This window comes from Streptomonospora arabica, from assembly GCF_039531585.1.
Classification (GTDB): Bacteria; Actinomycetota; Actinomycetes; order Streptosporangiales; family Streptosporangiaceae; genus Streptomonospora; species Streptomonospora halophila.
The window spans coordinates 79,535-101,747 of record NZ_BAAAQI010000011.1; the positions used below are offsets into that span (position 1 = coordinate 79,535).

General features: G+C 72.6%; 19 protein-coding genes. 7 read left to right on the forward strand and 12 right to left on the reverse strand.

What is annotated here, in order from left to right:
- Positions 1-27 precede the first annotated feature (27 nt).
- The 6 genes from ABD284_RS17625 to ABD284_RS17650 form a co-directional block, all read right to left on the reverse strand.
- Complete coding sequence (locus tag ABD284_RS17625; RefSeq protein ID WP_344144771.1) at positions 28-1,254, reverse strand: 3-deoxy-7-phosphoheptulonate synthase; 1,227 nt, start codon at positions 1,252-1,254, stop codon at positions 28-30.
- Positions 1,247-3,058: an anthranilate synthase family protein gene (locus ABD284_RS17630; protein ID WP_344144773.1), complete on the reverse strand. Its 1,812-nt coding sequence runs from the start codon at positions 3,056-3,058 to the stop codon at positions 1,247-1,249. The genes ABD284_RS17625 and ABD284_RS17630 overlap by 8 nt, the downstream gene beginning before the upstream one ends.
- 227 nt (positions 3,059-3,285) lie before the next feature.
- Complete coding sequence (locus ABD284_RS17635) at positions 3,286-4,086, reverse strand: 2-amino-3,7-dideoxy-D-threo-hept-6-ulosonate synthase (RefSeq protein WP_344144775.1); 801 nt, start codon at positions 4,084-4,086, stop codon at positions 3,286-3,288.
- Positions 4,076-4,612 (reverse strand): hypothetical protein, encoded by a 537-nt coding sequence (locus ABD284_RS17640; protein ID WP_344144777.1) that lies wholly within the window; start codon positions 4,610-4,612, stop codon positions 4,076-4,078. The genes ABD284_RS17635 and ABD284_RS17640 overlap by 11 nt, the downstream gene beginning before the upstream one ends.
- Positions 4,609-5,394 (reverse strand): amidohydrolase family protein, encoded by a 786-nt coding sequence (locus ABD284_RS17645; RefSeq protein WP_344144779.1) that lies wholly within the window; start codon positions 5,392-5,394, stop codon positions 4,609-4,611. Before ABD284_RS17645 ends, ABD284_RS17640 begins: the two co-directional genes overlap by 4 nt.
- 34 nt (positions 5,395-5,428) lie before the next feature.
- A complete protein-coding gene (locus ABD284_RS17650) occupies positions 5,429-7,030 on the reverse strand; it encodes an FAD-dependent monooxygenase (RefSeq protein WP_344144781.1) in 1,602 nt (533 codons plus the stop codon).
- A 261-nt stretch (positions 7,031-7,291) separates the two neighbouring features.
- Between ABD284_RS17650 and ABD284_RS17655 the strand changes: the two genes are divergently transcribed.
- The 5 genes from ABD284_RS17655 to ABD284_RS17675 all read left to right on the forward strand — a co-directional run bounded on the left by ABD284_RS17655 (position 7,292) and on the right by ABD284_RS17675 (position 14,694).
- Positions 7,292-7,957: a DsbA family oxidoreductase gene (locus tag ABD284_RS17655; protein WP_344144783.1), complete on the forward strand. Its 666-nt coding sequence runs from the start codon at positions 7,292-7,294 to the stop codon at positions 7,955-7,957.
- 187 nt (positions 7,958-8,144) lie between these two features.
- Positions 8,145-10,841: an ATP-binding protein gene (locus ABD284_RS17660; protein ID WP_344144785.1), complete on the forward strand. Its 2,697-nt coding sequence runs from the start codon at positions 8,145-8,147 to the stop codon at positions 10,839-10,841.
- 105 nt (positions 10,842-10,946) lie between these two features.
- Positions 10,947-12,221 (forward strand): aspartate kinase, encoded by a 1,275-nt coding sequence (locus ABD284_RS17665; protein WP_344144787.1) that lies wholly within the window; start codon positions 10,947-10,949, stop codon positions 12,219-12,221.
- A 50-nt stretch (positions 12,222-12,271) separates the two neighbouring features.
- A complete protein-coding gene (locus ABD284_RS17670; protein ID WP_344144789.1) occupies positions 12,272-13,375 on the forward strand; it encodes a 3-dehydroquinate synthase II family protein in 1,104 nt (367 codons plus the stop codon).
- A gap of 11 nt (positions 13,376-13,386) precedes the next feature.
- Positions 13,387-14,694, forward strand: coding sequence for a phenylacetate--CoA ligase family protein (locus ABD284_RS17675; protein ID WP_344144791.1), 1,308 nt, complete (start codon positions 13,387-13,389; stop codon positions 14,692-14,694).
- Positions 14,695-14,931: 237 nt separating this feature from the next.
- Here the strand turns inward: ABD284_RS17675 and ABD284_RS17680 are convergent, their stop codons facing one another.
- The 3 genes from ABD284_RS17680 to ABD284_RS17690 all read right to left on the reverse strand — a co-directional run bounded on the left by ABD284_RS17680 (position 14,932) and on the right by ABD284_RS17690 (position 17,663).
- Complete coding sequence (locus tag ABD284_RS17680) at positions 14,932-15,486, reverse strand: hypothetical protein (RefSeq protein WP_425573288.1); 555 nt, start codon at positions 15,484-15,486, stop codon at positions 14,932-14,934.
- Between the two features lie 35 nt (positions 15,487-15,521).
- Entirely contained in the window at positions 15,522-15,968 is a 447-nt protein-coding gene (locus ABD284_RS17685) for an organic hydroperoxide resistance protein (RefSeq protein ID WP_344144795.1), read from the reverse strand.
- Between the two features lie 111 nt (positions 15,969-16,079).
- Positions 16,080-17,663: an FAD-dependent monooxygenase gene (locus ABD284_RS17690; RefSeq protein WP_344144797.1), complete on the reverse strand. Its 1,584-nt coding sequence runs from the start codon at positions 17,661-17,663 to the stop codon at positions 16,080-16,082.
- A gap of 85 nt (positions 17,664-17,748) precedes the next feature.
- On the opposite strand from ABD284_RS17690, the gene ABD284_RS17695 reads away from it, so the two are divergent.
- Complete coding sequence (locus tag ABD284_RS17695) at positions 17,749-18,366, forward strand: TetR/AcrR family transcriptional regulator (protein ID WP_344144799.1); 618 nt, start codon at positions 17,749-17,751, stop codon at positions 18,364-18,366.
- 238 nt (positions 18,367-18,604) lie between these two features.
- Here ABD284_RS17695 and ABD284_RS17700 read toward each other — a convergent pair whose 3' ends face one another.
- Positions 18,605-19,564 (reverse strand): nitrilase-related carbon-nitrogen hydrolase, encoded by a 960-nt coding sequence (locus ABD284_RS17700; RefSeq protein ID WP_344144801.1) that lies wholly within the window; start codon positions 19,562-19,564, stop codon positions 18,605-18,607.
- A gap of 22 nt (positions 19,565-19,586) precedes the next feature.
- Positions 19,587-20,642, reverse strand: coding sequence for an agmatine deiminase family protein (locus ABD284_RS17705; protein WP_344144803.1), 1,056 nt, complete (start codon positions 20,640-20,642; stop codon positions 19,587-19,589).
- Positions 20,643-20,781: 139 nt separating this feature from the next.
- Between ABD284_RS17705 and ABD284_RS17710 the strand changes: the two genes are divergently transcribed.
- Positions 20,782-20,919, forward strand: coding sequence for a hypothetical protein (locus ABD284_RS17710; protein WP_344144805.1), 138 nt, complete (start codon positions 20,782-20,784; stop codon positions 20,917-20,919).
- A gap of 134 nt (positions 20,920-21,053) precedes the next feature.
- On the opposite strand, the gene ABD284_RS17715 is transcribed toward ABD284_RS17710, so the two are convergent.
- A complete protein-coding gene (locus tag ABD284_RS17715) occupies positions 21,054-21,893 on the reverse strand; it encodes an aldo/keto reductase (protein ID WP_344144807.1) in 840 nt (279 codons plus the stop codon).
- Positions 21,894-22,213 lie beyond the last annotated feature (320 nt).

Sequence of the window (22,213 nt, forward strand, 5' to 3'; positions counted from 1 at the left end):
CGCACGGTGCCTGGGGCCGGACGGGTCTCACACGCAGGCGGCCAGGAGCTCGTGTGCCTGCTCCGGGTTCAGCCGCGGGTCGCACAGGGTGGTGTAGCGCCGTCCGATCGCTGCGGTCCCGCCCACCGTCCCTCCCACGCACTCGGTGACGTCGGAGGCGGCGACCTCCAGGTGGAAGCCGCCCGGGTGCTGCCGATGGCGGCGCAGCACGCTCTGGAAGGCCCGCGCCTCGGCGACGAGGTCGTCGAGATGGCGGGTCTTGCGCCCGTCGGGCGCGTGCACGGTGTTGCCGTGCATGGGGTCGGACAGCCACACGACCGGGTGCCCGCCGCGCCGGACGGCCTGGACGATGCCGGGCAGGTGCTCGGCGACGCGTGCGCGGCCCATGCGCACGATGAGCACCAGGCGGCCGGGGGCGCGGTCGGGGTCCAGCCGCGCACAGAGGCGGGCGACGTCCTCGGGGGTCGCCGCGGGGCCGATCTTGCAGCCGACGGGGTTGGCGACGGCGCCCAGCAGCGCCAGGTGGGCGGCGTTCAGGCCGCGCGTGCGGTCTCCCAGCCAGGGGAGGTGGGTGGATCCGAGGAGCAGCCGTCCGTCGGCCTCCCTGCGAACCAGCGGCGCCTCGTAGTCCAGGACGAGGGCCTCGTGACTGGTCCAGGGCCCCGGTCCGGCGCTGCGTCCGCGGCCGCGCCGCACCCGCTCCCGCCGGAGCCGGTCGGCCACGGCCGCGCTCGCGGCGTGGACCCGGAGCATCCGCAGCGGATCCGGCCGCCGCGCCTCCGGCGTCGGCGTCTCGGAGTGGACGATGTGGCCGCGGAAGGCGGGGACCTCCACACCGTCGACGGTCTCCACCGGCGACGAGCGGGGCTTGCCGAACTGGCCGCCGATCCGCCCCACCTCGACCACGGGCTGGCCGCTGAGGCGGCGCAGGTGCCCGCCGAGGCCCGCGAGGACGGACGTCTTCGCGCGGATGTGCGCGGGCGTGCACTCGCGCAGGTCCTCCGCGCAGTCGCCCGCCTGCAGGATTCGGGCGCCGCCGGCGGCCGCCCGCGCCAGGTCCGCGGTGAGGGTGTCGATCTCGTCCGCGGCGACCAGCGGGGGTATCTCCGAGAGCCGGTCCCGCACCCACCCCAGGTCGCCGTGCCCGGACCAGGCGGGCTGCTGCTGGGCCGGCAGCCACAACCAGGGCCCGCCGGTCCCCCGCTCCGCGGGCGCGCGGGCGGCCTCGGTGGTGACGGCCGGTGTATCAGGCACGGGTTCCTCCCACGGGATCGAGCAGATGGCGCACCGACTCGGCTATCAGCTCGGGGCCTTCGGGGGTGAGCAGGGACTCCGGGTGGAACTGCATGGACGCGAAGTGCGGCCCGCGCAGAGCGTGCACCTCGCCGGTGGGTTCCCTGCTCACGTGCACCGGGCCGGTGGGGCCGGCGACCTCGTCCGCCGGGCAGACCGCCACGTAGGTGCTGTAGAAGGCGACCGTGGCGGACCTGCCGAACAGGTCGATCCGGCGCTGCTTTCCCTGGTCGGGTACCGCCCGGCGGCACACATCCAGGCCCAACACCGAGGCCAGCACCTGGTGGCCCAGGCACACCGACAGGAACGGACGGCCGTCGGCGAGCAGGTCGCCGGTCAGCCTCCGCAGGCCGGCGATGCGGGAGTCGGAGGCGTCGCAGGGATCGCCCGGTCCGGGACCCACGACGACGAGCCCGTGGTCGGCCGGCGCCTCCCGGTCCACCAGGTCGTGGCGAACCACCTGCACCCGTGCTCCGAGGGAGCGGAACTGGTGGGCGAGCATGCCGGTGAAGGAGTCCTCGGCGTCGACCACGAGGACGCTTCGGTCCAGCAGCGGCGGCGGCGCCTCCGATGCGGGTGCCTGCCTGTCAGCGAGCCAGAAGCCCGACAGGTCGCGGTTGCGCGCTTCGAGCGCCGCGCGGGTCCGCGGGTGGTCGAAGACGCCCCGGGTGTCCACCGCCTTCCGTCTGCGCGGTCCCGCGGCGCCCAGCAGCCCGGCCGCCTTGGCCCACGTCTCGGCCGTCTCCCGCGCGGGCGCGGAGTGGCGGACCAGGGTGGCGCCCACACCCAGACTCATCCGCCCGTCCGGGTCGATCCGGCCGGTGCGGATCATGATCGCGGAGTCGAGCGTGTAGCCGGCATCGTCAGCGCCCAGCAGGGCGATGGCGCCGCTGTAGTAGCCGCGGCCCGCCGGCTCGTAGCGGGTGATGACCCGGCAGGCGTTCTCCAGCGGGCTGCCGACGACGGTCGGTGCGAACATGGTGCGCCGGAGCACCTGCCGCGGATTCAGCGCGGTGGTCCCGCGGATCTCGTATTCGGTGTGGGCCAGGCGCGCCATCGGCCGCAGCCAGGGGCCGTGGACGCGGCCGCCGTCCTCGCAGACCCCGGCCATCATCTTGAGTTCCTCGTCGACGACCATGTACAGCTCGTCGGTCTCCTTGCGGTCGGCGAGGAACTCGACCACACCCTCCAGGTCCGGGCCCTGTTCGGGGTAGTGGTAGGTGCCGCTGATGGGGGTCATCGAGGCCACGCCGCCGTCGAGGCTGACGTGGCGCTCGGGCGTCGCCCCGACGAAGATCCGCTCGCCGGTGTGCACGACGAAGGTCCAGTAGGCGCCGCTCTCCTCTTTCAGCAGGCGGTGGAAGAGCCCCAGCGCGAACCGGAGGCGGTCCCCCTCGACCTGCACGGAGAAGGTCCGCCGGATGACGAAGTTGGAGCCCGACCCGGCCCCGATCTCGTCGGCGAGGACCCGGCCGACGAGACGCTCGTACTCCTCGTCGGAGGTGTCGAAGGCCCCCTCTCCGTCGAAGGACACCGGGAGCTCGGCGAGCCGCTCCAGGTCCTCGGCGCCCAGCTCACCGTGCCGGGCGACCTGCAGCAGCAGGATCGGCTCGCCGTCGTCCGTGCAGGTGAAGCCGCGCTCCCGAAGCTGGCGGAAGGGCAGCAGGACCAGTGAGTCGTACCGGTGGCCGCGCTGCGCTGCGGCGGGAAGGGGGATCTCGTCGATCGTGCGGAGTTCGCGGAGCTCGCCGTCGAACGCCTCCACCCGCCGGCCGCCGCGTAGGCAACGGGCGACGATGGCGAACGGCTCCGCTTCCGAGGAGAGCGCTCGGTCGATGATTCTTCGTCCGGTACGTTCTTCTGCTTTTCCGGATGTCACGGTCACCAGCCTTCAGGAGGCGCTCTTCAGCGCACATCACGTGTTTCGGGGAGATGCCGGAGGCGGGTTCAGGGGATCCGGCGGGCGGGGACGCGGAGGGGCGAAAACCGCGGCTAGACCCCGGCGATCTCGCTCAGGCCGACCCCGCGGTGCACGACGTCGGCGATGCGGCGGGCGGTGGCGGCCGGGTCCGGCGAATGGAAGACGCTGCGCCCGAGCGCCACGCCCGCCACCCCGGCGGCCAGCACGCTTCGGACGTGTTCGACCAGCTCTTCGTCGTCCGCGAGGCGGGGGCCGCCGGCGACCACGATGGGGATGGGGCAGTCGTCGACGATGTCGGCCATCTCCTCCTCGGTGGCGGTGGAGACGGTCTTCACGATGTCGGCCCCCAGGTCGGCGGCCAGGCTCGCGCTGTGGGCGACCAGTGCCGCGTCGCGGGGGTCCGCGATGCGGGGGCCGCGCGGGTACATCATCGCCATCAAGGGCAGGTTCCAGCGGTCGCAGGCCTCGGCGACAGCCGCGAGGTCGGCGACCTGGCGCGCCTCGTCCTCCGATCCGAGGTTGACGTGCACGCTCACCGCGTCCGCGCCGACCCGCAGCGCCTCCTCGACACTCGACACCAGGTACTTGGCATCCGGATCGGGGGCGTGGGCGGTGCTCGCGCTCAGATGCACGATCAGAGAGGTGCTGCCGAACCACAGGGGGTCGACGTGGCGCAGGCTGCCCTTGTGCAGGACGACGGCGTCCACGCTGCTTCGTGAAAGGTCTCCGACGAGGCTGTTGAGCGTTCGGCCCGTCTTCAGCGGACCGTCGGCGACGGAGTGGTCGAGGGGCACGATCATCATGCGCCCGATCGCGTTGGGTGCGAGCCGGTTCAGGCGCATCCGCCGCGCGAAGCCGTAGTCAGCGAACATCGGTGGTGCTCCTTGTCTGGTTCGGGTCTGTCAGCGTGGGCAGCGCCTCGCGCAGGCGGGACAGTGCGGGACCGACCTCCGTCCGCGGCACGACCGCCGATGTGCGCGTCTGGGAGATGGCCAGCCAGTACTGGGGGACGCCGGCCAGCGCGCAGAGCAGCCCGGCCGTGACGTGCGGGCGGTTGAGCAGCCCCATTCCTTCCACCGCGACCTCGCCGACGTCCTCGTGGACCTCGACCGCAAGCCGCGGATCCCGCGCCAGGCCCGCCAGGGCGGGCCGCACCCGGTCCAGGTCGGCGCAGGGCAGGGCCAGTCCCACGCGGGTCTCGTCCTCGGCCGGACCGGTCCGTGCCACGAGGTCGACGCCGGCTCCGCTCTCTGCGAGCAGGGTCAGCACCCCGGTCACCGGGTCGGCCTCGGGGATCACACCGCGCACCAGGACGCGGGCCATATCAGTGCGGTGGGTGACCCCGGTGACGGTGCCCGCCACTTCGAACCCCTCCTGGGCGGCGGCCCCGGCGGTCATCGTGCCGCCTCCTCGCGCGCCGCACCGAGCAGGCGCAGGGCGTTGTCGCGGGTGACGCGCCTCCGGTCGGCGGGAGCCAGGTCGAGGGCGTCCAGCTTCGCCAGCTCCACCGCGGGGTCCTGCAAGGGGTACTCCGAGCCGAACAGCACCCGCTCGCCGCCGAGAACTGCCACGGCCTCGGCGACCGCGCAGGTGTAGCCGCCGGACGTCTCGACGAGCACGTTGGGCAAGGGGGCGACCAGGGAGATCCCGTAGAGGTCGATGTTGCCGACGCCGGTGTGGCCGAGCACGAAGGTGACCTCCGGGCGGGCGGCTGCCAGGCGGGCCAGGTCGGCGACACGGCAGCCCTCCCGCTCCAGGCAGACGGTGTAGACGCTGTGTCCCGCCGTTTCGGCCGCGTCCAGCAGGCCGGCGAGGCGGTCGTCGGTCAGCGCCACCCCGTGGACCGCCGGGGAGACCTCCAGGCCGCGGTAGTGCGGGGCCGCGTCGCGGTAGGCGTCGGCGTCGCGGTGGGGGTTGCCGAAGTAGGCGGGCACCAGCCGTCCTCCGCTCCGCTCGGCTGCGGCGAGCACCGCGCCGTTGTCCGGGTCGCCGGTGGTCCGGCCTCCCTCGACGAGCTGCCGGGAGAGGTCGAAGAGCGGGAGGACGCCGCCGGCGCAGACCACGGCCCGCTCGATTGCCAGGGCGTCCATGCGGCGCAGCAGCCGCTCCGCGGCCCCGGCGACCGGAGCCAGGCGGACGTGGAAGTCGACGACCGGCGTCGGGGCTCGGCGATCGGTCATGGAAGGCTCCTTCAGACGTGTCGTAGCGGCGCCGTCAACGGCGCGGTGCGCCGCGCGCGGTGTCCAGCACCGCGCGCCAGTCGCCGGGCGGTTCCGTCCCGCGCCAGGCCACGTGCTGGTCGGGACGGAGCAGGACGAGGTCCCGCTCCCAGACGGCGCGGCCGTTCGGGTCGTCCACGCGACGGTGCAGCAGCGGGATTCCCGATGCCCGCGCCGCATCCACGGCGGCGGCCCCGGCCCCGTCGGGGGTGAAGTCCACGAGCGTGAAGCCGTCACCGAGGTGGTCGAAGATCGCCGACCCGTCGGCGAGGAAGACGTGCGGCGGCCGCGATCCCGGCCAGGTCGAGGGGGTGGTGTGGCGCCAGGACCAGGCGGGTTCGGTGCCCTCCTCGCCGACGACCACCGGCGAGTGCGCGTAGCGGTAGTCGAAATGGATGGCCAGGTTCTCCACCTGGTGCTCCTCCTCACGGAGGAATCCGGCGAGCGTCTCGCGGGTGGCGCCGGAGGCGGCGAGCCGCGGAAACCGGCCCCACACCTCCAGGAGGTTGGCGCACATCTCCCGGTTGAACAGGGCGACGGGCCGGCGCTCGGCCTCGTAGCTGTCCAGGAGGCCGGGGCCCGCCCACCCGTGGGTCTGGGCGGCGAGCTTCCAGGCGAGGTCGACGGCGTCGCCGATACCGGTGTTCGCACCGTGCCCGCCCGTGGGGTAGAACTGATGGGCCGCGTCGCCCGCGATGAGGACCCGGCCGTCGCGGTAGCTGTCGGCGACGGCCATCGCGCCCTTCCACATGGCCGTGTGCAGGACCTCCTCCACCCGCAGCTCCACGCCCATGCGGCGGCGCATGACGTCCAGGGGGTCGGCCGCCTCCTCCTGCTCGCTGACAGGGAAGAAGGCCGTCCAGGTGTCGCTCTCGTCCCGCGAGACCAAAGTGATCCCGCTTGCCACGACGGCCAGGAAGAAGTGGCCGTGGCGGCGCAACAGCGGATCCGAGCTGCGGAAGTACACGTCGCGGTGGTTGCCCCCGGGCCCCTCCCCGCTCAGCGTGAGGTCCGCGGCCCCTCGCACGACGCTGCCCGCCCCGTCGCAGCCGACGACGTAGTCGGCTCGCACGGTGTGCTCGCGGCCGTCGTCGAGCCGGACGCGCACGGAGTCGGCGTCCTGGTCGAGGTCCACCACCTTCGTGCCCATGCGCAGGTCCACCAGGGGATGCGCGGCGGCCCGGTCCCGCAGGATCTCCTCCAGGATGTTGCCCGGAAGGCGCTGGTAGGCCTCCAGTGCGCTCGTTCCGTCGTTGACCTCGGCGTTGCGCTTGCACAACTCTTCAACGGAGGAGTACTCCCAGGTCATCAGGGGCTTTTCGGCGAAGGTCCGGCTCCACTGGAACCGGAAGGCGTGCTCGGGGCCCACCCCTCGGTCGCGGATCTCCTCCACGACGCCGAGGCGGCGCAGGAGCTCCATGCTGCGCCCGTTGAGGAAATCCATCTTGGGATAGGGCGAACGTGCGGTGTGGCGCTCCACCAGGGTGCTCGGCACACCCTGGCGGGCCAGCTCCAAGGCCAGCGTCGTCCCCACGGGACCGGCGCCGACCACCACAATGCCGGCCTCGTGCGGCGTGCGATCGTTTCCGATGTCCACTTCTCACTCCTCAGCGTCCGCGGATCTCCGCAATTGTTTCGGCGCGCGCGCTGAGTCGCCATCACGTATTCCCGTGATCGGCTTCGGTATTTCCGCAATCAAGGCCGGCGTGGCCGAGGGTGGCCATAATGGGGGTGGCGGCATACGCTGTCCCCTAGCATTGGCCCGCGCCCCCCGGCCCGCGACCTACCGAGGATATTCATGCCTTCAGTTGACAGCACACCGGGTGACCGGAACTCAATTGCGAATACGCAGTCCAGCGTGGTCACGGTGTGGTCGGACATCGGGTGCCCTTGGGCCACTCTGGCGCTGGAGACCCTCCACGCGAGGGCGCGGGAACGCGGCGCCGACCTGACCGTCGACCACCGGGCGTTCCCTCTCGAACTGTTCAACCGGATGCCCACGCCGAAGTACATCGTGGAGTCGGAGCTCGTGGTCATCGCCGCCCGGCTGCCGCATCTGCGCTGGCGGCTGTGGCCGGGGCCCGAGTCGGCCTATCCGGTGACGACGCTGCCCGCCCTCGACGCCGTCCAAGCCGCGAAGTCCCCCCGGGTGGGAGGCCTTTCCGCAAGCGACGAGCTGGACACGGCACTGCGGCGGGCCCTGTACGAGCAGGGCCGGTGCGTGAGCATCCTGCCGGTCGTGCTGGAGGTCGCCGAGGAGTGCCCCGCGGTGGACGCCGCGGCGCTGGAGCAGGAGCTGTCCCGAGGCGGGGGGCGCGCGGAGGTCTTCGAGCAGTGGCGAACGGCCCGGGGGCCGCACATCCAGGGGAGTGCCCACGTGTTCGCCGAGGGTTTCGCCGAGCACAACCCGGGTGTGCGCTACCACTGGACCGCGCCGCCGCCCGAAGGAGGATTCCCCTACTTCGAGGAATACGACTCCACGTGGGCCGACAAACTCGTGGACTCGCTTTTCAAGATCAATTAGCCGCCTTCGGGGCGCCGCAATCGACTTCGCGATAGCGGTTTTTCATGCTGTGTTCCGCAGGCGTCCATCACCTAGAACCGAGACATCGTCGCATCGTTTCAATAATGCCTACTGCACCGTGTTGTCCCGTGCACTTATCGTGACGGGGCCGTTCGAATGCGCAGGAGAGGGAACCGGGGATTCCTCCATGGACACGCTTGCCGGCCGCACCCACGAGCTGAACGAACTCGGCAGAGCACTGGAAGAGACGCTGTACGGCGACGGGCGGCACGTGACCGTCGAAGGGCCGCCCGGTATCGGCAAGACCCGCCTCGTGTCGCAGCTCGCGGGCGAGGCGGAGGAACTGGGCATGCTCGTCCTTCGGGGGACGGCCACCCGGCTGGACCGGGTCGCTCCGTGGAGCACCCTGATGAGGCTTTTCGTCGGGCGTCCGGAGCTCCACCGGTCGCCGCCGACGGGCACGGGGAGTTCGGGCTGCGTGTTCGACTTCTCGCTCCGCCTGGCCACGGCCCTCACCGAGCACGCCCGGCGCCAGCCGCTCGTGATCGTCCTGGACGACATGCACTGGAGCGATGAGATGACGGCGCTCATCCTGCCCACCCTGACCCAGCACACGCGCAGCGAACCGATTCTCTGGCTCGTGGCGCGGTGCCCCATGTCGGACCGCGGCTCGGTCGCCGAAGTGCTGCAGCAGCTCACCGGAGGCGAGGGCAGCCTGCTGCGTCTGGGGCCGCTGGCCGACGACGAGGTCGCCGACCTGCTGCGCCGCGCGCTGGGCGAGCCCACCCGGGCCCAACTGGGCCTCAAGGAGAAGTGCTCGGGCATCCCCGCCCTGCTCATGCAGGTGGTGGCGGCGCTGAAGGACCCCGCGGCCCTCGACCAGGGCCTACCGCTGGAGGTGGCCGACCTGCCGGGCTCGGTGCACCGGAGGGTGGTCGACCGGCTGCACAAGCTGTCCCCTGCCGTGCACCCTCTGCTCCAGGTGGGCGCGGTGCTTGAGCGCCCCTTCAGCCTGCACGAGGCCGCCCGCCTGCTGGACGCCAAGGCGGCCGCGCTCATCCCGGCGGTGGAGGAGGCCCTGGCCAACGAGGTCATGGTCAGCCGGGACGGCAGGCTGGAGGTGGCCAACGACCTGACGCTCGAGTCGGTGTACCTGACGATCAGTCCGCCCGCTCGCCACGCGCTCCACCGCGAGGCATCGGCCATGCTGCGCGAGCAGGGCGACCGCGGGGGAACCGAGGTGGTGCGGCACATGGTCCACTGCGCCGAGACCGAAACGGAGTTGGCGGCCTACCTGTCCCGCTCTCTGGCGGCCGGCGACGTGGAGGCGGGGGCTCTCGGTGACACCGTCCACCTGCTGACGGCCCGCGGCCGGCTCACGGAGGCGCACGACGTCATCACCACCGTCCTGGAGTCCATCGACTCCGCGTCGCAGTTGTGCGCGGCGCTGACCGTCGTCCAAGAGGCCTCTCCCCAGCTCGCCTCGATGCTCAACTTCCCCCACCACGTCGAGCGCGCCCTGAAGGCCGTCGAGCCCGGCTCGGCGGCCCAGGCGGGGCTGCAGGCGGTCCAGGCGACCTCCTTTCTGGAGCACGGCCGGTCGGCGGAGGCCGCCGCCGCTGCGGAGGAGGCCGTGGAGCTGGCCCGCAGCACCGGCAGCCGGTCCGCCGAGGCCCGCGCGGAGTTCGTCCGGGTGCGGCTCGCCTTCGGCGACGGCGACCTGGCCGCCTCCCAGCGGTTGGCCTGCCGGACCCTGAGCGTGACCGAGTCCTCGCCCGACGCGTCGGGGGTGGAAAGGACGGCCCGGCTGGTCCTGGCGGTGACGCTCGCCGCCAGGGACGAGTTCGACGACGCCCTGGCCGTCGTCGACATGGTGCAGCGCGAGGAGGCCCTCGCCGGTGACCCGGGCCGCGTCTTCTGGGAGGCGGGGCGCGCCCAGCTGCTGCTGTGGCGGGGCGAGCTGGACCGGGCCGAGGCGGTGTGCCGGGGCGTGGACCCCGGGGCGGACCCCAGCGGAGAGCTGGGCCGCGAAGTGCGCTCCCTCCTGGGCCAGATGCACCTGCTGCGCGGCGAGGCCTACACCGCCGCCCAGTACTTCAACCGGGTCCTGGCCGGTGAGCAGGCGCCCGCATGCCCGCGCTGGCAGGAGACGGCGCTGGGGCTGGCGCTGGCGACCGCGTACCAGACCACCGCACCGAGCGGCTTCGCCGTCGCGGCCGCGATCTACGACCGGGTGCCCGAGAACGCGACTCTGCTGCTGCGTTCGCCGGATGCCGCTGCGGGACTGGTGCGCCTCGCCCTCGCGGCGGACCGCCGCGATGCGGCCGAGCGGGTGGTCTGCACCAGCCTCCGACTCGCGCGGGACAATCCCGGAGTGGCGTCCCTGGAAGGCGCCGCCCGCCATGCCGAAGGCCTCTTCAGAAAGGACCGGCGGCTCCTGGAGGCGGCGGTCGAGCGCTACACCGACAGCCCCCGCGTCCTCGCCCGCGCGCATGCGGGCGAGGACGCGGCGCAGGCTGCCGCGCTGCGCGAGGACCCGGCCCGCGCTGTGGAGCTGATGGCCGGTGCGCACGAGGACTACCGGCGGTGCGGCGCGCGCGGCTCGATGGAGCGCTCCGCGAACGCGATGCGCAAGCTTTCGGCGGAGGGCTCGTCCCTGAACGGCCGGCCCGGCTGCGGGCGGGAGTGGGAGGGGCTGAGCGACTCGGAGCGCAGGGTGGCGCTGCTGGTCTCCGACGGCCTGACCAACCAAGAGGTCGCCGAGCGGCTGTTCCTGTCCCCGCACACCGTCGACAGCCACCTGCGCAGCAGCTTCCGCAAGCTCGCGGTCCGCAACCGGGTGGAGCTCGCCCGCCTCGTGCTGGCCCGTGCGTCCTGCGCCTGACCACATCCCACCGGGCAGCCGATTCACGGTTCTGCGTGATGCCCCGGCCCGCCGCCGCGGACCAGGATTGCTCCTGGCCGCAAGCAGGGCGACTGAGGGAGATCCGTGGACGGTCGAAATCGCAGTGGCGGTGCACCCGCGGGCGCGGTGGTGCACAAGTACGGCGGCTCCTCGCTCGCGTCGCTGGAGGACGTCCGGCGGGTGGCCGAACGGGTCCGCGACCGGCACCACGCGGAGGGCCCCCTCGTGGTCGTGGTCTCCGCACGCGGAGGTACCACCGACGACCTGTTGAGGACGGCGCGCGAACTGGGCACCGCGCACGGGTGCCGGGAGGTGGACCAGCTCCTGGCCACCGGTGAGAACGCCTCGGCGGCCACGCTGGCTCTGGCCCTGCACCGCTTGGGGGTGCCCGCCGTCTCGCTGTCCGGGCCCCAGGCGGGAATCACCGTGGAAGGCCGGCACGGGGAGGGCATGATCGACGCCTTCTCCCCCGTACGCGTCCGCGACCACCTGGACGGGGGCGCCACCGTGGTGGTGGCCGGCTTCCAGGGAGAGGGCCGCGGCGGAGACGTGCAGACGCTGGGGCGGGGCGGGTCCGATACCACCGCCGTGGCGCTCACCGCAGCGCTGGACGCACCGCTCTGCGAGATCCGCACCGACGTCGACGGCGTCTACACGGCCGACCCCCGCATCGTCCCCGACGCGCACGTCCTGGCGCACGTGCCCGGTGAGGTCATGGCGGAGATGGCCTACGCCGGAAGCCGTGTCCTGCACTCCCGCTCCGTCGAGCTCGCCGCCGCACGCGGGGTGGCGATCCGCGTACGCCACGCTTCCGGGCGGGGACCGGGATCGCTCGTCGGCGGCACCCCCGCGACGGACGCGCCGCCGGTGGCGGCGCTGGCTCACGACCCCGACACCGCGCGCCTGCTGATACGCGGCGGCTCCGGGACCGCGGCGCTGGCCTCCGACTTGCTGCGCCTGTTCGCCGAGCGCTCCGTACGCGTCGACCTCGTCGGACACACCCTGCCCAGCCAGGACCGGCTGCGCCTGGGCTGCACCCTGCGCACCGAGGACCTGCCCGAAATCATCCCCGCACTGCGGTCGCGACTGGCCGCCGCCGGCGCAGAGCTGGCCGTGGACGAACACGTCGGCAAGGTCTCTCTCGTCGCCGACCGCACGCACAACATGCCCGGTCTCGCCGCGACCGCGCTCCGGGCGCTGCGCGAGGCCGGCATACCCGTCTCCTGGGTGTCCGCATCGCCGCTGCGCGCCTCGGCCGTGGTGCCCCGCGAGCGCACGGCCGATGCCGTGCGGCTACTGCACGACCTCCTCGGACTCGCCCGGAGCGGCGAGCCCGCGACCTCCCTCGCGCCCGTATGAACCCCTTCTCCCGGAACCGGTCCCACCCACCAATGCACGAGGAGCACGACATGAAACTCTGCTGGATCGACGTCCGCGGCACCGGCGAGCTCGCGAAGGCGATCATGGAGGAGTCCGTCCACCAGCGCGTGGACGCCGTGGTCAGCGACGACCTGGACGACCTGGTACAGCTGCCGCCTACCGTGAAGCGCGTCTACCTCGCCTTGGGAGAGGCGTTGCCCGAGGACCTCACCGGCGCCGACCTGGTGGTGGTCGACCACGCCCGCGGGATCACCACCCGCGAGCTCGCCGAGCACCACCCCGGAGTCGAGTTCGGCGTCTACGTGGAGATCGTCGATCCGGCCACACTCGAGGCCGCATGCGAGGCCGCTCGAACCGAAGCGTTCAGCCTCCTGGACTTCCGCGACCCCACCAAGATCCCCCTGGAGATCGTGCTGGCCGCCGCCGCCCGCGCCGAGGGCAGCATCATCACCCGGGCCGGCGACGTGGAGGAGGCCGAGATCATCTTCGGCGTCCTGGAGCACGGGTCGGACGGCGTGATGATGGCCCCCGGCTCCGTAGGCGGCGCCACCCGGCTGCGGGAGGCCGCCTCCGCCCAGGTGCCCGACCTCGGACTCGTCGAGCTGGAGGTCACCGACGTCGCCCACGTCGGCATGGGCGAGCGGGCCTGCGTGGACACCTGCACCTACTTCGGCGAGGACGAGGGCATCCTCGTCGGCTCCACGTCCAAGGGAATGGTGCTGTGCGTCAGCGAGACCCACCCGCTGCCCTACATGCCCACCCGTCCGTTCCGCGTCAACGCCGGGGCCATCCACTCCTACACCCTGTCGAAGAACGGGCATACGAACTATCTGAGTGAACTGCGCGCCGGAGGCTCCGTCATGGCCGTCGACACCGCGGGACGGACCCGGATGGTCACCGTCGGCCGCGTCAAGATCGAGAGCCGACCGCTGCTGTCGGTCAACGCGGTCTCGCCCGAGGGAACCGTCGCCAACCTCATCCTGCAGGACGACTGGCACGTGCGCGTCCTCGGGCCGGGCGATCGGGTGCTGAACTCCACCGAACTCAAGCCCGGCGACACGGTGCTCGGCTACCTGCCCACCGAGGACCGGCACGTGGGCTACCCGATCGCCGAGTTCTGCCGCGAGCAGTGAAGGAGCCGGCCATGACCGCCGAACCGCCGTTCGACCTCAGGTGGAACACCCTCGACGAACTCGCCGAGATCCAACGCAAGCGGCTCCCCCGAGTGATGGAGTGGGCGTCCGCATCACCCTTCTACCGCGACCGGCTCGCCACCGCGGGCGCCTTTCCGACCGCCGCGGACCTGAGCGGCCTCCCCCTCACCACCAAGCAGGACCTGCGCGCGGGCCGGCCCTTCGGGATGCTCGCCGTCGACCGGAGCCGGCTCGCCACCTACCACGAGTCCAGCGGGACGGCGGGTCAGGCGACCCCGTCCTACTACACCCGCGAGGACTGGGACGACCTCGTGGAGCGGTACGCGCGCAAGTGGGTGGGAATCACCGCCGAGGACACCTTCCTGGTGCGCACTCCCTATGCCCTGATGCTCACCGGCCACCTCGCGCACGCGGCCGCACGGTCGCGGGGCGCGACCGTGGTGCCCGCCGACAACCGCTCGGCGGCCACACCGCTCGCGCGCACCGTGGAGGTGATCAGGGAACTGGAGGTCAGCCTCACCTGGTCGATGGCCACCGAAACGCTGCTGTGGGCGGCCGCCGCCGAGACGGCGGGCCTGGACCCGCGCACCGACTTCCCCGGGCTCCGGGCGCTGTTCGTCGGCGGAGACCCGCTGACGGCGGCCCGGCGCCGCCGCATCAGCGACATCTGGGGAGTGCCGGTCGTCGAGGAGTTCGGATCAACGGAGACGGGCAGTCTCGCGGGGCAGTGCCCGGCGGGAAACCTGCACCTGTGGGCCGACCGGGTGCTGTTCGAGGTCGTCGACCCCGCGACCGGCGCCTCGTCACCGGAGGGCAGCGGGCACCTGGTGGTGACACCGCTGTACCGGGAGGCGATGCCCCTGCTCCGGTACGACCTCGAGGACGACGTGGAGGTGTCCTACGCCGGGTGCTCCTGCGCGTGGCCGCTGCCGACCGTGCGGGTCCTCGGCCGGGCCGCCCTGGACCACAGCGTCGCGGGCACCCCCGTCACTCAGCACGATCTGGAGGAGGCCGTGTTCTCGCTCCCCGCCGCGTACGGGGTGGTCTTCTGGAGGGCCCGGACCGGCGCAGAGCGGCTGACGCTGGAGTTCGAGGTCGCCTCTGAGCACCGCGAAGCCGCCCGGGCCGCAGTGGAATCGGCCGTCGGCGGGAGACTGGGCGTACCCGTCGACGCGCGCCCGGTCGCCCCGAGGACACTCGTCCCGTATGAGGCGCTCACCCGGTCGCAGGACGTCATCAAGCCGCGCAGCCTCTTCGCCGCGCACGAGGACTGGGACCGGGCGCTGCTCTACTACTAGGCGGTGTGCAGCGACCGTTCGCGTGAGGGCCGGAGCCCCGCTCACACGTGCCGCGGGCTGCCGACCAGGCAGAACCTGGACGGCGGTGCCGGCATGTGTGGGAGGCTCCGGTGCCTTCGACGTACTCGACCGGGCGCCTGCGCGGCCTGGGCGAGGCGGGCCGGGGTGCGGACGGAGACGGCCGCCTCGTGCCCGTCGGCCGCCGGCGCGTTCGCGGTGCCGTGTGGTGTCCATGCGTCAGATCTCCTTGGCGGTGCGACCCAGGCGGATCGCCGAGATGAGGAAGAAGATGCCGCCGAGGACCGCGTAGCCGCCGACACCGGCGATGTTGCCGCCGCCCTGGACGGCCTGGGCGAGGAACGAGGCTCCGGCCAGCACGGAGATGCCGCCGCTGAGCATCTGCGGCACCTGGCCGCCATAGCGCCGACTGCGGACGGCGGTGACGAGCTGGGGGATGCCGGAGCCGATCGCCCACCCACCCCATACCCCGAGCGCCGCGGCGACGGCCACAGTCGACGCCGCACCGAGGGCGATGGCCACGACGACGCTGACCACCACGTTGATCCACCCCGCGACCTTCGACCGCCCGGAGTCCGGGTCGGCGCGGAGTTGCCACAGGACGGCTCCCGCGTCGAACAGCGGATAGGCGACCAGCACGACCGTCAGAAGGGGGCCCGTCATGGTCGAGGTGAGGAAGAGGAGCGCCGCCCAGACGACGGCGAACGCGAACCGGATGAGGTACAGGCGCCGCAGCGCGCTGCCGTAGGTCGACAGGGAAGCGGTCTCGGACACGGTCATGATGTTCTCTCTGTTTCTGTGCAAGGCCGTCAGGCGGCGGTGGTGCTGAGGACGGCGGGGACGTTGCCGCGCGTCGCGGCGGAGTACGGGCACACCTCGTGTGCCGCGGCGGTGAGGCTCTCGGCCGCTTCGACGGCGATCCCGCCGCCGATGTGCACCCGCGGCGCGGCGCTCAGGGCGAATCCGCCGGTTTCCGTGGCGGTGACCGAGACCTCGGCGGCCACGGTGGAGTCGACCAGGGACACCTTGCGCTGCGAGGCCACGAGCTTGAGTGCCGAATGGAAGCACGACGACCAGCCCGCGGCGAGCAGCTGCTCGGGGTTGGTCGCGCCGCCGAGGCCGCCCATCGGGGCGGGCGGGGCGAGCGTCACATCGAGCAGGCCGTCATCGGTGACCGCGCGGCCTCCTGCGCGGCCGTCCCCGGTCGACGTGGCGGTCGCGGTGTACAGCGGTACGGACATCGTCTCCCCGTTCATGCGACTCTATGTAGAGTTACTAGTACGTCTACATGACTCACAATAGCCCGTCCCCATCACCGGCACAACCGGCCCGGCCACGGCCGCGCGGACTGACGGCCGCCGATTCGGTCAGCCCGACCGGTTCGGGTGCAGGCTCTCGTCGAGCCACCGAGCCAGGCGCGATGCCTCAGTGCGGCCGCCGCGCCAGGCCAGGTGGGCATCCGGCCTCACGAGCCACAGCTCCCGCCGACCGTGGCGGGTCTCGAAGTCGAGGGGCGCGACGGCGTCGCCGAGGCGTCCGCGCGCCTCGGTGAGATGGTCCGCGCCGTCTCCAGCGGGGGCCAGCAGCGCCCACTGCGCGCCGAGTTCGGCGTGCAGGCGGGTGCGGGTGCCGTCGGGGCGGGTGCAGGGCAGGTCCGGGACGCGGTCGCCCTGGCGCGGCCGGCCTCCCGACCGGTAACGGGTGCCGCGCGCCAAGGGGCCGTTGCGGTAGGTGACCCACAGCTGGGACGCGAGGCGGCTGGCCCGCCGCTGCACGGACGGCATCGCGGCGAGCGGCACCAGCACCCGCCTCCTGAGGAACCGCATCAGCGGAGTGTCACCGACCTGCAGGCGGGTCGCGGTCGTGGTCCGCGCCAGCACGCCGGTCGCAAGTGGGCGGCGCTCGGCCTCGTAGGTGTCCAGCAGCGGGTCCGCGGACAGCCCGCGAACGACCAGTGCCAGTTTCCAGGCGAGGTTCTCCGCATCGCCCATGCCGGTGACCATGCCCTGCCCGCCGAGCGGGCTGTGGATGTGGGCCGCGTCGCCGACGAGGAGGACCCGGCCCCGACGGTAGGTATCGGCCAGTCGGCGGTGGACGCGGAAGACCGAGGTCCAGACCGCGTCCTCGATGCGGATGTCGGTTCGTCCGGTGCGCTCGGGCACCAGCCTGCGAATCCGCTCCAGGACCTCCTGCTCGCCCTGCACACTGTCGCCGCCGGCCGGGTCGTAGACCATGAACCGCCACAGGTCGTGCGCACGGCCGACCTCGCGCATCGGCACGGCGAAGAACGGGCCGTCCCGGTGCGGCCAGCCGTGCCCTCCCGCGCGATCGACCGGCATGTCGGCGTGCACGTCCGCCAGCAGGAACGGTTCGGTGAGGCGGACACCGGGAAACCCGATGCCGGCCAGCTTGCGGACGGTGCTGTGGGACCCGTCGCAGCCGGCCAGCCACCGGCATCGCACCGTCCGGCCGTCGTCGAGCACGCCGGTCACGCCGTGCCCGTCCTGGGCGGCGTCGACCAGAGCGGTACCCCAGTCGATGCCGGCGCCCAGCTCGTGCAATCGGCGCCGCAGCTCCGCCTCGATGTCGGCCTGCGAGACGTACAGCGCCGGGCGGGCGGTGCCCAGTCCGTGGTCACCGAAGCGGACCGTGATCGCCGAGCGCCCGTCGAGGTACTGCGTGACGGTCAATGCGGTCAGCGCACGTTCCGGCAGCTCGCCGAGGGCGCCGAGCCGGTCCAGCACCTCGGCCCCGCGCGCGTGCAGGATGTTCGCCCGCGAGGTCGACGCCGGCCCTGGGGCCGCGTCCACCACGCGAACCGAGACCCCCTGCAGGCGCAGCGCGCAGGCCAGCGCCAATCCGGCAGGGCCGGCACCGACCACGAGTACATCGGTATCCGGTACCGCGCCCACCATGTCCACGACGGCTCCCAGCGCACCTGAAACCAACAAGACGGAACGGTATCGTTCCATTCAACAGCTTAGGCGTACCGCTTGTCGGAACGCAACCGTTCCGTCTCGGATTAGACTTGCGGTGATGAACGAACGGAGCCGATCACGACCGGCGAGCGGAGGAGCGCAGCTGCGCGGGCGCGTCACGGACGCGATCACAGCGGCCGTCCGGGACGAACTGGCCGAGTCGGGCTACGTCGGCATGTCCATGGAGGCGGTGGCCCGGCGCGCAGGGGTCGGCAAGGCCGCCATCTACCGCCGTTGGGCGTCCAAACGGGAGATGGTCGAACACATCGTGGCCGACCTGGCCGGGCGTGCCGTGCCCATCCCCGACACCGGGTCCCTGCGCGGGGACGTCAGCGACTATGTCGCGCACGCCACCGCGTTCCGGCAGGACATGCGCACGACCCGCATCATCGCCGACCTCGGGGCCGAGGCCGTCCGCAACCCGCGCCTCGCACACTCCTTCTACGCGGCGCTGCGCGAACCCCGCCGCGCGGCCGGCGCCGCCATGCTGCACAAGGCGGTGGAACGGGGCGAACTTCCCGTGGACGTGGACGTCGACCTCGCCCTGGACTGCCTGGTGGGCCTCGCCTACGCCCGCCCGCAGACCCTCACGGCCGCCGGCGAACCGGTCGATCCCTATCCCGAGCCACGGCTCGTCGACGTGGTCCTGACCGCGCTCGCCGCCTGCCACCGCTGACTGCCCGGTGCGGTGTTCCCCGGTTCCCCCGGCGGGCGCCGCTGCGGAGGGCCGGGGAGGGGGCGGCGACCGTGCTGTGACGTGGCCGCCATGGATGCCGTGCTCCGCCGATGATCAGCCCGGTGCCGCCGGGGAGGAGCCGCAGCCGGCCGGCCCGGGGCGGGCCTTCCGCAGCCGGATCGCCGTGAGCGGGGCTTTCGTTGACGGCCGGCCGCCGCTCCGGCTCCTGGCGGACGTGTCACCGTCCATGCCCCTGGTCCGTCCTGGTCAAGATCCCGTAGGCGTCGGGTCGGCGCGTTGCGAGGAAGGGGAACAGGGTCAGCCAGTCCCGGCGCTGGTCGAGGTCGAGCGGCGCGACGAGCACGGCGTCGGCGTCCCGCGGTGCCGACACCAGCACGCGGCCGTAGGGGTCGGAGATGAACGAGGAGCCGTAGAAGGTGATGACGCCCTCGTCGCCCCATCGGTTGGGCACCACCATGAACGTGCCGTTCGCGATGCCGTTGCCCACGATCACCCGGCGCCACAGCGGCCCGGTGTCGAAACCGGGGTGGTCGGGCTCGGAGCCGATGGCCGTCGGGTAGACGAGGATCTCGGCGCCGGCGAGCGAGTACGCCCTGGCGACCTCGGGAAACCACTGGTCCCAGCAGGTCGGCAGGCCCAGGAGCGCAGGCTCCTGCGCGCCGGCCACGGGCAGTTCGACAACGGGGTGGGGATCGGGCTCGGCCGGCCCGCCGCGGAAGTAGTGGTCCTCGTAGTACCCGGCGGTCACGGGAATGTGCAGCTTGCGGGTCCGGCCGAGCAGCGTGCCGTCGGGGTGGACCAGGATCGCCGTGTTGTAGCCGCGGCCGTCCGGTCCGTCCGCGCGTTCGAAGAGGGATGCGTGCACCGCGACGCCGGCGTCGGCCGCGGCCGTGGCGGCGAAGGAGTAGGTCGGACCGGTCTCCAGGTCCTCGGCCGCCGCGGCGGCCTCGCCGGTCGGCCGAGTATCGGCGGGGTAGCGCGAAAGCGTCAGCTCGGGCAGGCACACCAGGCTCGCACCGGCGCGGGCGGCCGTGCGGATGCCGGTGGTGAGCGCCCGGATGTGCTCGGCAGGGTCGGTGTGCCAGCGCGTCTGCACCAGCCCGACAGTCAGCGGGGCGCGGCTCGGCTCCGCCACCCTGGCCGGCGAATCCGTGGATTCGGCGGTGATCAGCTGCATCGGTTCCCCTCTCAGTAGCTGGTCACGGGTCGACCGGCGGGCCGGCGGGCTGCTGCTGGGTGATGCAGTGGACGCCGCCGCCGCTGGCGAAGATCTCGCGCGCGTCGACCAGCTCGATCGCGCGGTCGGGGTAGGCGGCGGCGAGCACATCGGCTGCGCGGGCGTCGTGCGGATCGTCGAAGGCGCCCAGGACGACGACGCCGTTGGCGACGTAGTGGTTGATGTAGGAGTAGTCGACCGGGCGGCCGTCGCCGTCCTCGAGCACCGTCGGTCCCGCTACCTCGATCACCTCCAGCCTTCGGCCTTCGGCGTCGGTACTGTCGCGCAGAAGCTCGGCGATCTCGCCGGTGACGTCGTAGTCCGGGTGCGCCCGATGGGTCTGCATGTGCACCGCGACCGTTCCGGGGCGCACGAACGTCGCCACCATGTCGACGTGCCCCCGCGTACCGAACTCGTCGTAGTCGCGGGTCAGCCCGCGCGGAAGCCAGATCGCCTTCGTCGTGCCGAGCCTGGTGTGCACCTCGGACTCGACGTCGGCGGCGCTCCAGCCGGGGTTGCGGTCCGGGTCGAGCTGGACGGTTTCGGTGAGCAGCACGGTGCCCTCGCCGTCGACGTGGAAGCCGCCGCCTTCGGTCGTGAGCCGGCTCCGCTGCGCCGGGCACCCCGCCAGCGCGGCGACCTGCCCGGCGACGTGGTCGTCCCGCTCCCAACCGGCCCAGCTCTGGGCGCCCCAGCCGTTGAACACCCAGTCGACGGCGCCGAGTCCGGTGGGGCTGAGCGGGTCGCGGACGAAGGTGGGACCGCTGTCGCGCATCCAGGCGTCGTCCAGGGGCAGCTCGACCACCGTCACCGAGGGCGCGAGGAGCGGCTTGGCGGCCGCGCCCTGCCCGATCCCGGCGACCACGGTCACAGGCTCGTAGCGCGCGACGGTGTTCGCGACGTCCGCCCAGCGCCGTCTCGCCTGCTCCAGCGTCGGCGCGCCCTCCTCGCCGAAGGTGTCGTTCGGTGGCGGGAAGGCCAGCCATGTTCGCTCATGTCTGGCCGTCTCCGCGGGCATGAGCGGCCGTGGAGTCGGCATGATCCTCCAGTCGTCGGATCAACCCGATGATAGCGACGCGACGACTGAATTAGAAGACTGAAAGCCCGATGCCCACGGAATCACTTGAATCGAGCACGCTTTGCGGCGCAGGCTCGCTGCCACGGCGCCAAGGCTGCCGTTGGTCGACGCGGTCGCGCTCGACGACCTCGCAGCGCGGTGCGAGCAGCTCCATCGCTACAGCTCCCCGCTGACCGTCGCCCCGCCGCGCATCCGCGCCCTGACCGGCATCCCGGTCAACCCCATCGCCGCGTTCTGACAGCCCGACCACGCGAACGCGACCGACCGGCCGGCCGCCCGGACGATCTCGGCACGCCACCGCCACCACAGGAGCCCGGGGCGGGGTGCGGGCACGGCACGCACCCCGCCCCGGGCCCGGCCGCCGTCCAGCGGCTACATCTCCTCGTGGACGTCCGGATCTCCGCCGAACAGGCGCCCGTCGTCGCGGGCCAGGCCGCTGATCGCGGAGACCTCGGCATCGGTGAGCTCGAAGCCGAAGAGGTCGAGGTTCTCCCGCTGCCGCTGCGCGTCCGTCGACTTCGGGATGGGCAGCGCGCCGAGCTGCAACTGCCACCGCAGGATGGCCTGCGCCGGCGTGACGCCGTGCGCGGCCGCGGCTTGGGACACCGGCTGCTCGGAGAAAGGGGCGCTCCGCTTGCCCAACGGGCTCCACGATTGCGTCTGGACGCCCAGCTTGGCGTTGACCTCGCGCATCGCGGCCTGCGGGAAGTACGGGTGCAGCTCGATCTGGTTGACGGCGGGTGTGACACCGGTGTCGTCGATGACGGCGCGCAGGTGCCGCTCGGTGAAGTTGCTGACGCCGATGGAGCGCACTAGGCCCCGCTCGCGGAGGTCCACCAAGGCGCGCCACGCTTCGAGGTACCTGCCGACACTCGGATTGGGCCAGTGGATCAGGCACAGGTCGAGGTAGTCGGACCCGATCCTGCGCAGCGACCCTTCGACCGACTCCACGGCCGAGGAGTACTCGTGGTGCCGCCCCGGGATCTTCGTGGTGATGAGCACGTCCTCCCGAGCCACACCGGAGGCGCGCACCGCCTGGCCGGCCTCCTCCTCGTTCCCGTAGTTGACGGCGCTGTCGAGCAGCCGGTAGCCGGACTCCAGAGCCGTGCGCATCACGGCCACCCCGTCGTCACCGCGAAGCGAGACCGTGCCGAAACCCACCACCGGAAGCGAACCGCCGTCGTTCAGTTCGTAAGAGTCAATCGCGATCATGCTCCCACCCTAGCCCCGCCCCCCGCGACGCGACCGGGAGCACGGACGCGGACGCGGACACCCGAGAGGTGAGCAGAGAGTCGACGGGCATGGGGGCGGTGGGAAGCCGCGTCTGCGGTCGGAATCGTCCGCGCGGCACCACCCGAGGGCGGCCTGCCGCCGGACGCGGGCCGAGAGGACGTCGCACTGGAGCCGACGCTGCGCCTGCAGGACGCCTCAGAAGCGGTCGGCGACCGGAGATGGCGCCTTTCCTGGGCCGGTGCGGACGCCGGTCCCGATCCGATCGACGGCTCAGGGCCGAGGCGGCGGCGCGGGCGGTC

What these genes read in the sequence shown, in the direction of transcription:
- ABD284_RS17640 (WP_344144777.1), bottom strand. Translation starts at nt 4,612, where the DNA reads ATGACCGCCGGGGCCGCCGCCCAGGAGGGGTTCGAAGTGGCGGGCACC.
- ABD284_RS17635 (WP_344144775.1), bottom strand. Translation starts at nt 4,086, where the DNA reads ATGTTCGCTGACTACGGCTTCGCGCGGCGGATGCGCCTGAACCGGCTC.
- ABD284_RS17675 (WP_344144791.1), top strand. Translation starts at nt 13,387, where the DNA reads ATGACCGCCGAACCGCCGTTCGACCTCAGGTGGAACACCCTCGACGAA.
- ABD284_RS17670 (WP_344144789.1), top strand. Translation starts at nt 12,272, where the DNA reads ATGAAACTCTGCTGGATCGACGTCCGCGGCACCGGCGAGCTCGCGAAG.
- ABD284_RS17700 (WP_344144801.1), bottom strand. Translation starts at nt 19,564, where the DNA reads ATGCAGCTGATCACCGCCGAATCCACGGATTCGCCGGCCAGGGTGGCG.
- ABD284_RS17705 (WP_344144803.1), bottom strand. Translation starts at nt 20,642, where the DNA reads ATGCCGACTCCACGGCCGCTCATGCCCGCGGAGACGGCCAGACATGAG.
- ABD284_RS17645 (WP_344144779.1), bottom strand. Translation starts at nt 5,394, where the DNA reads ATGACCGATCGCCGAGCCCCGACGCCGGTCGTCGACTTCCACGTCCGC.
- ABD284_RS17695 (WP_344144799.1), top strand. Translation starts at nt 17,749, where the DNA reads ATGAACGAACGGAGCCGATCACGACCGGCGAGCGGAGGAGCGCAGCTG.
- ABD284_RS17715 (WP_344144807.1), bottom strand. Translation starts at nt 21,893, where the DNA reads ATGATCGCGATTGACTCTTACGAACTGAACGACGGCGGTTCGCTTCCG.
- ABD284_RS17660 (WP_344144785.1), top strand. Translation starts at nt 8,145, where the DNA reads ATGGACACGCTTGCCGGCCGCACCCACGAGCTGAACGAACTCGGCAGA.
- ABD284_RS17685 (WP_344144795.1), bottom strand. Translation starts at nt 15,968, where the DNA reads ATGAACGGGGAGACGATGTCCGTACCGCTGTACACCGCGACCGCCACG.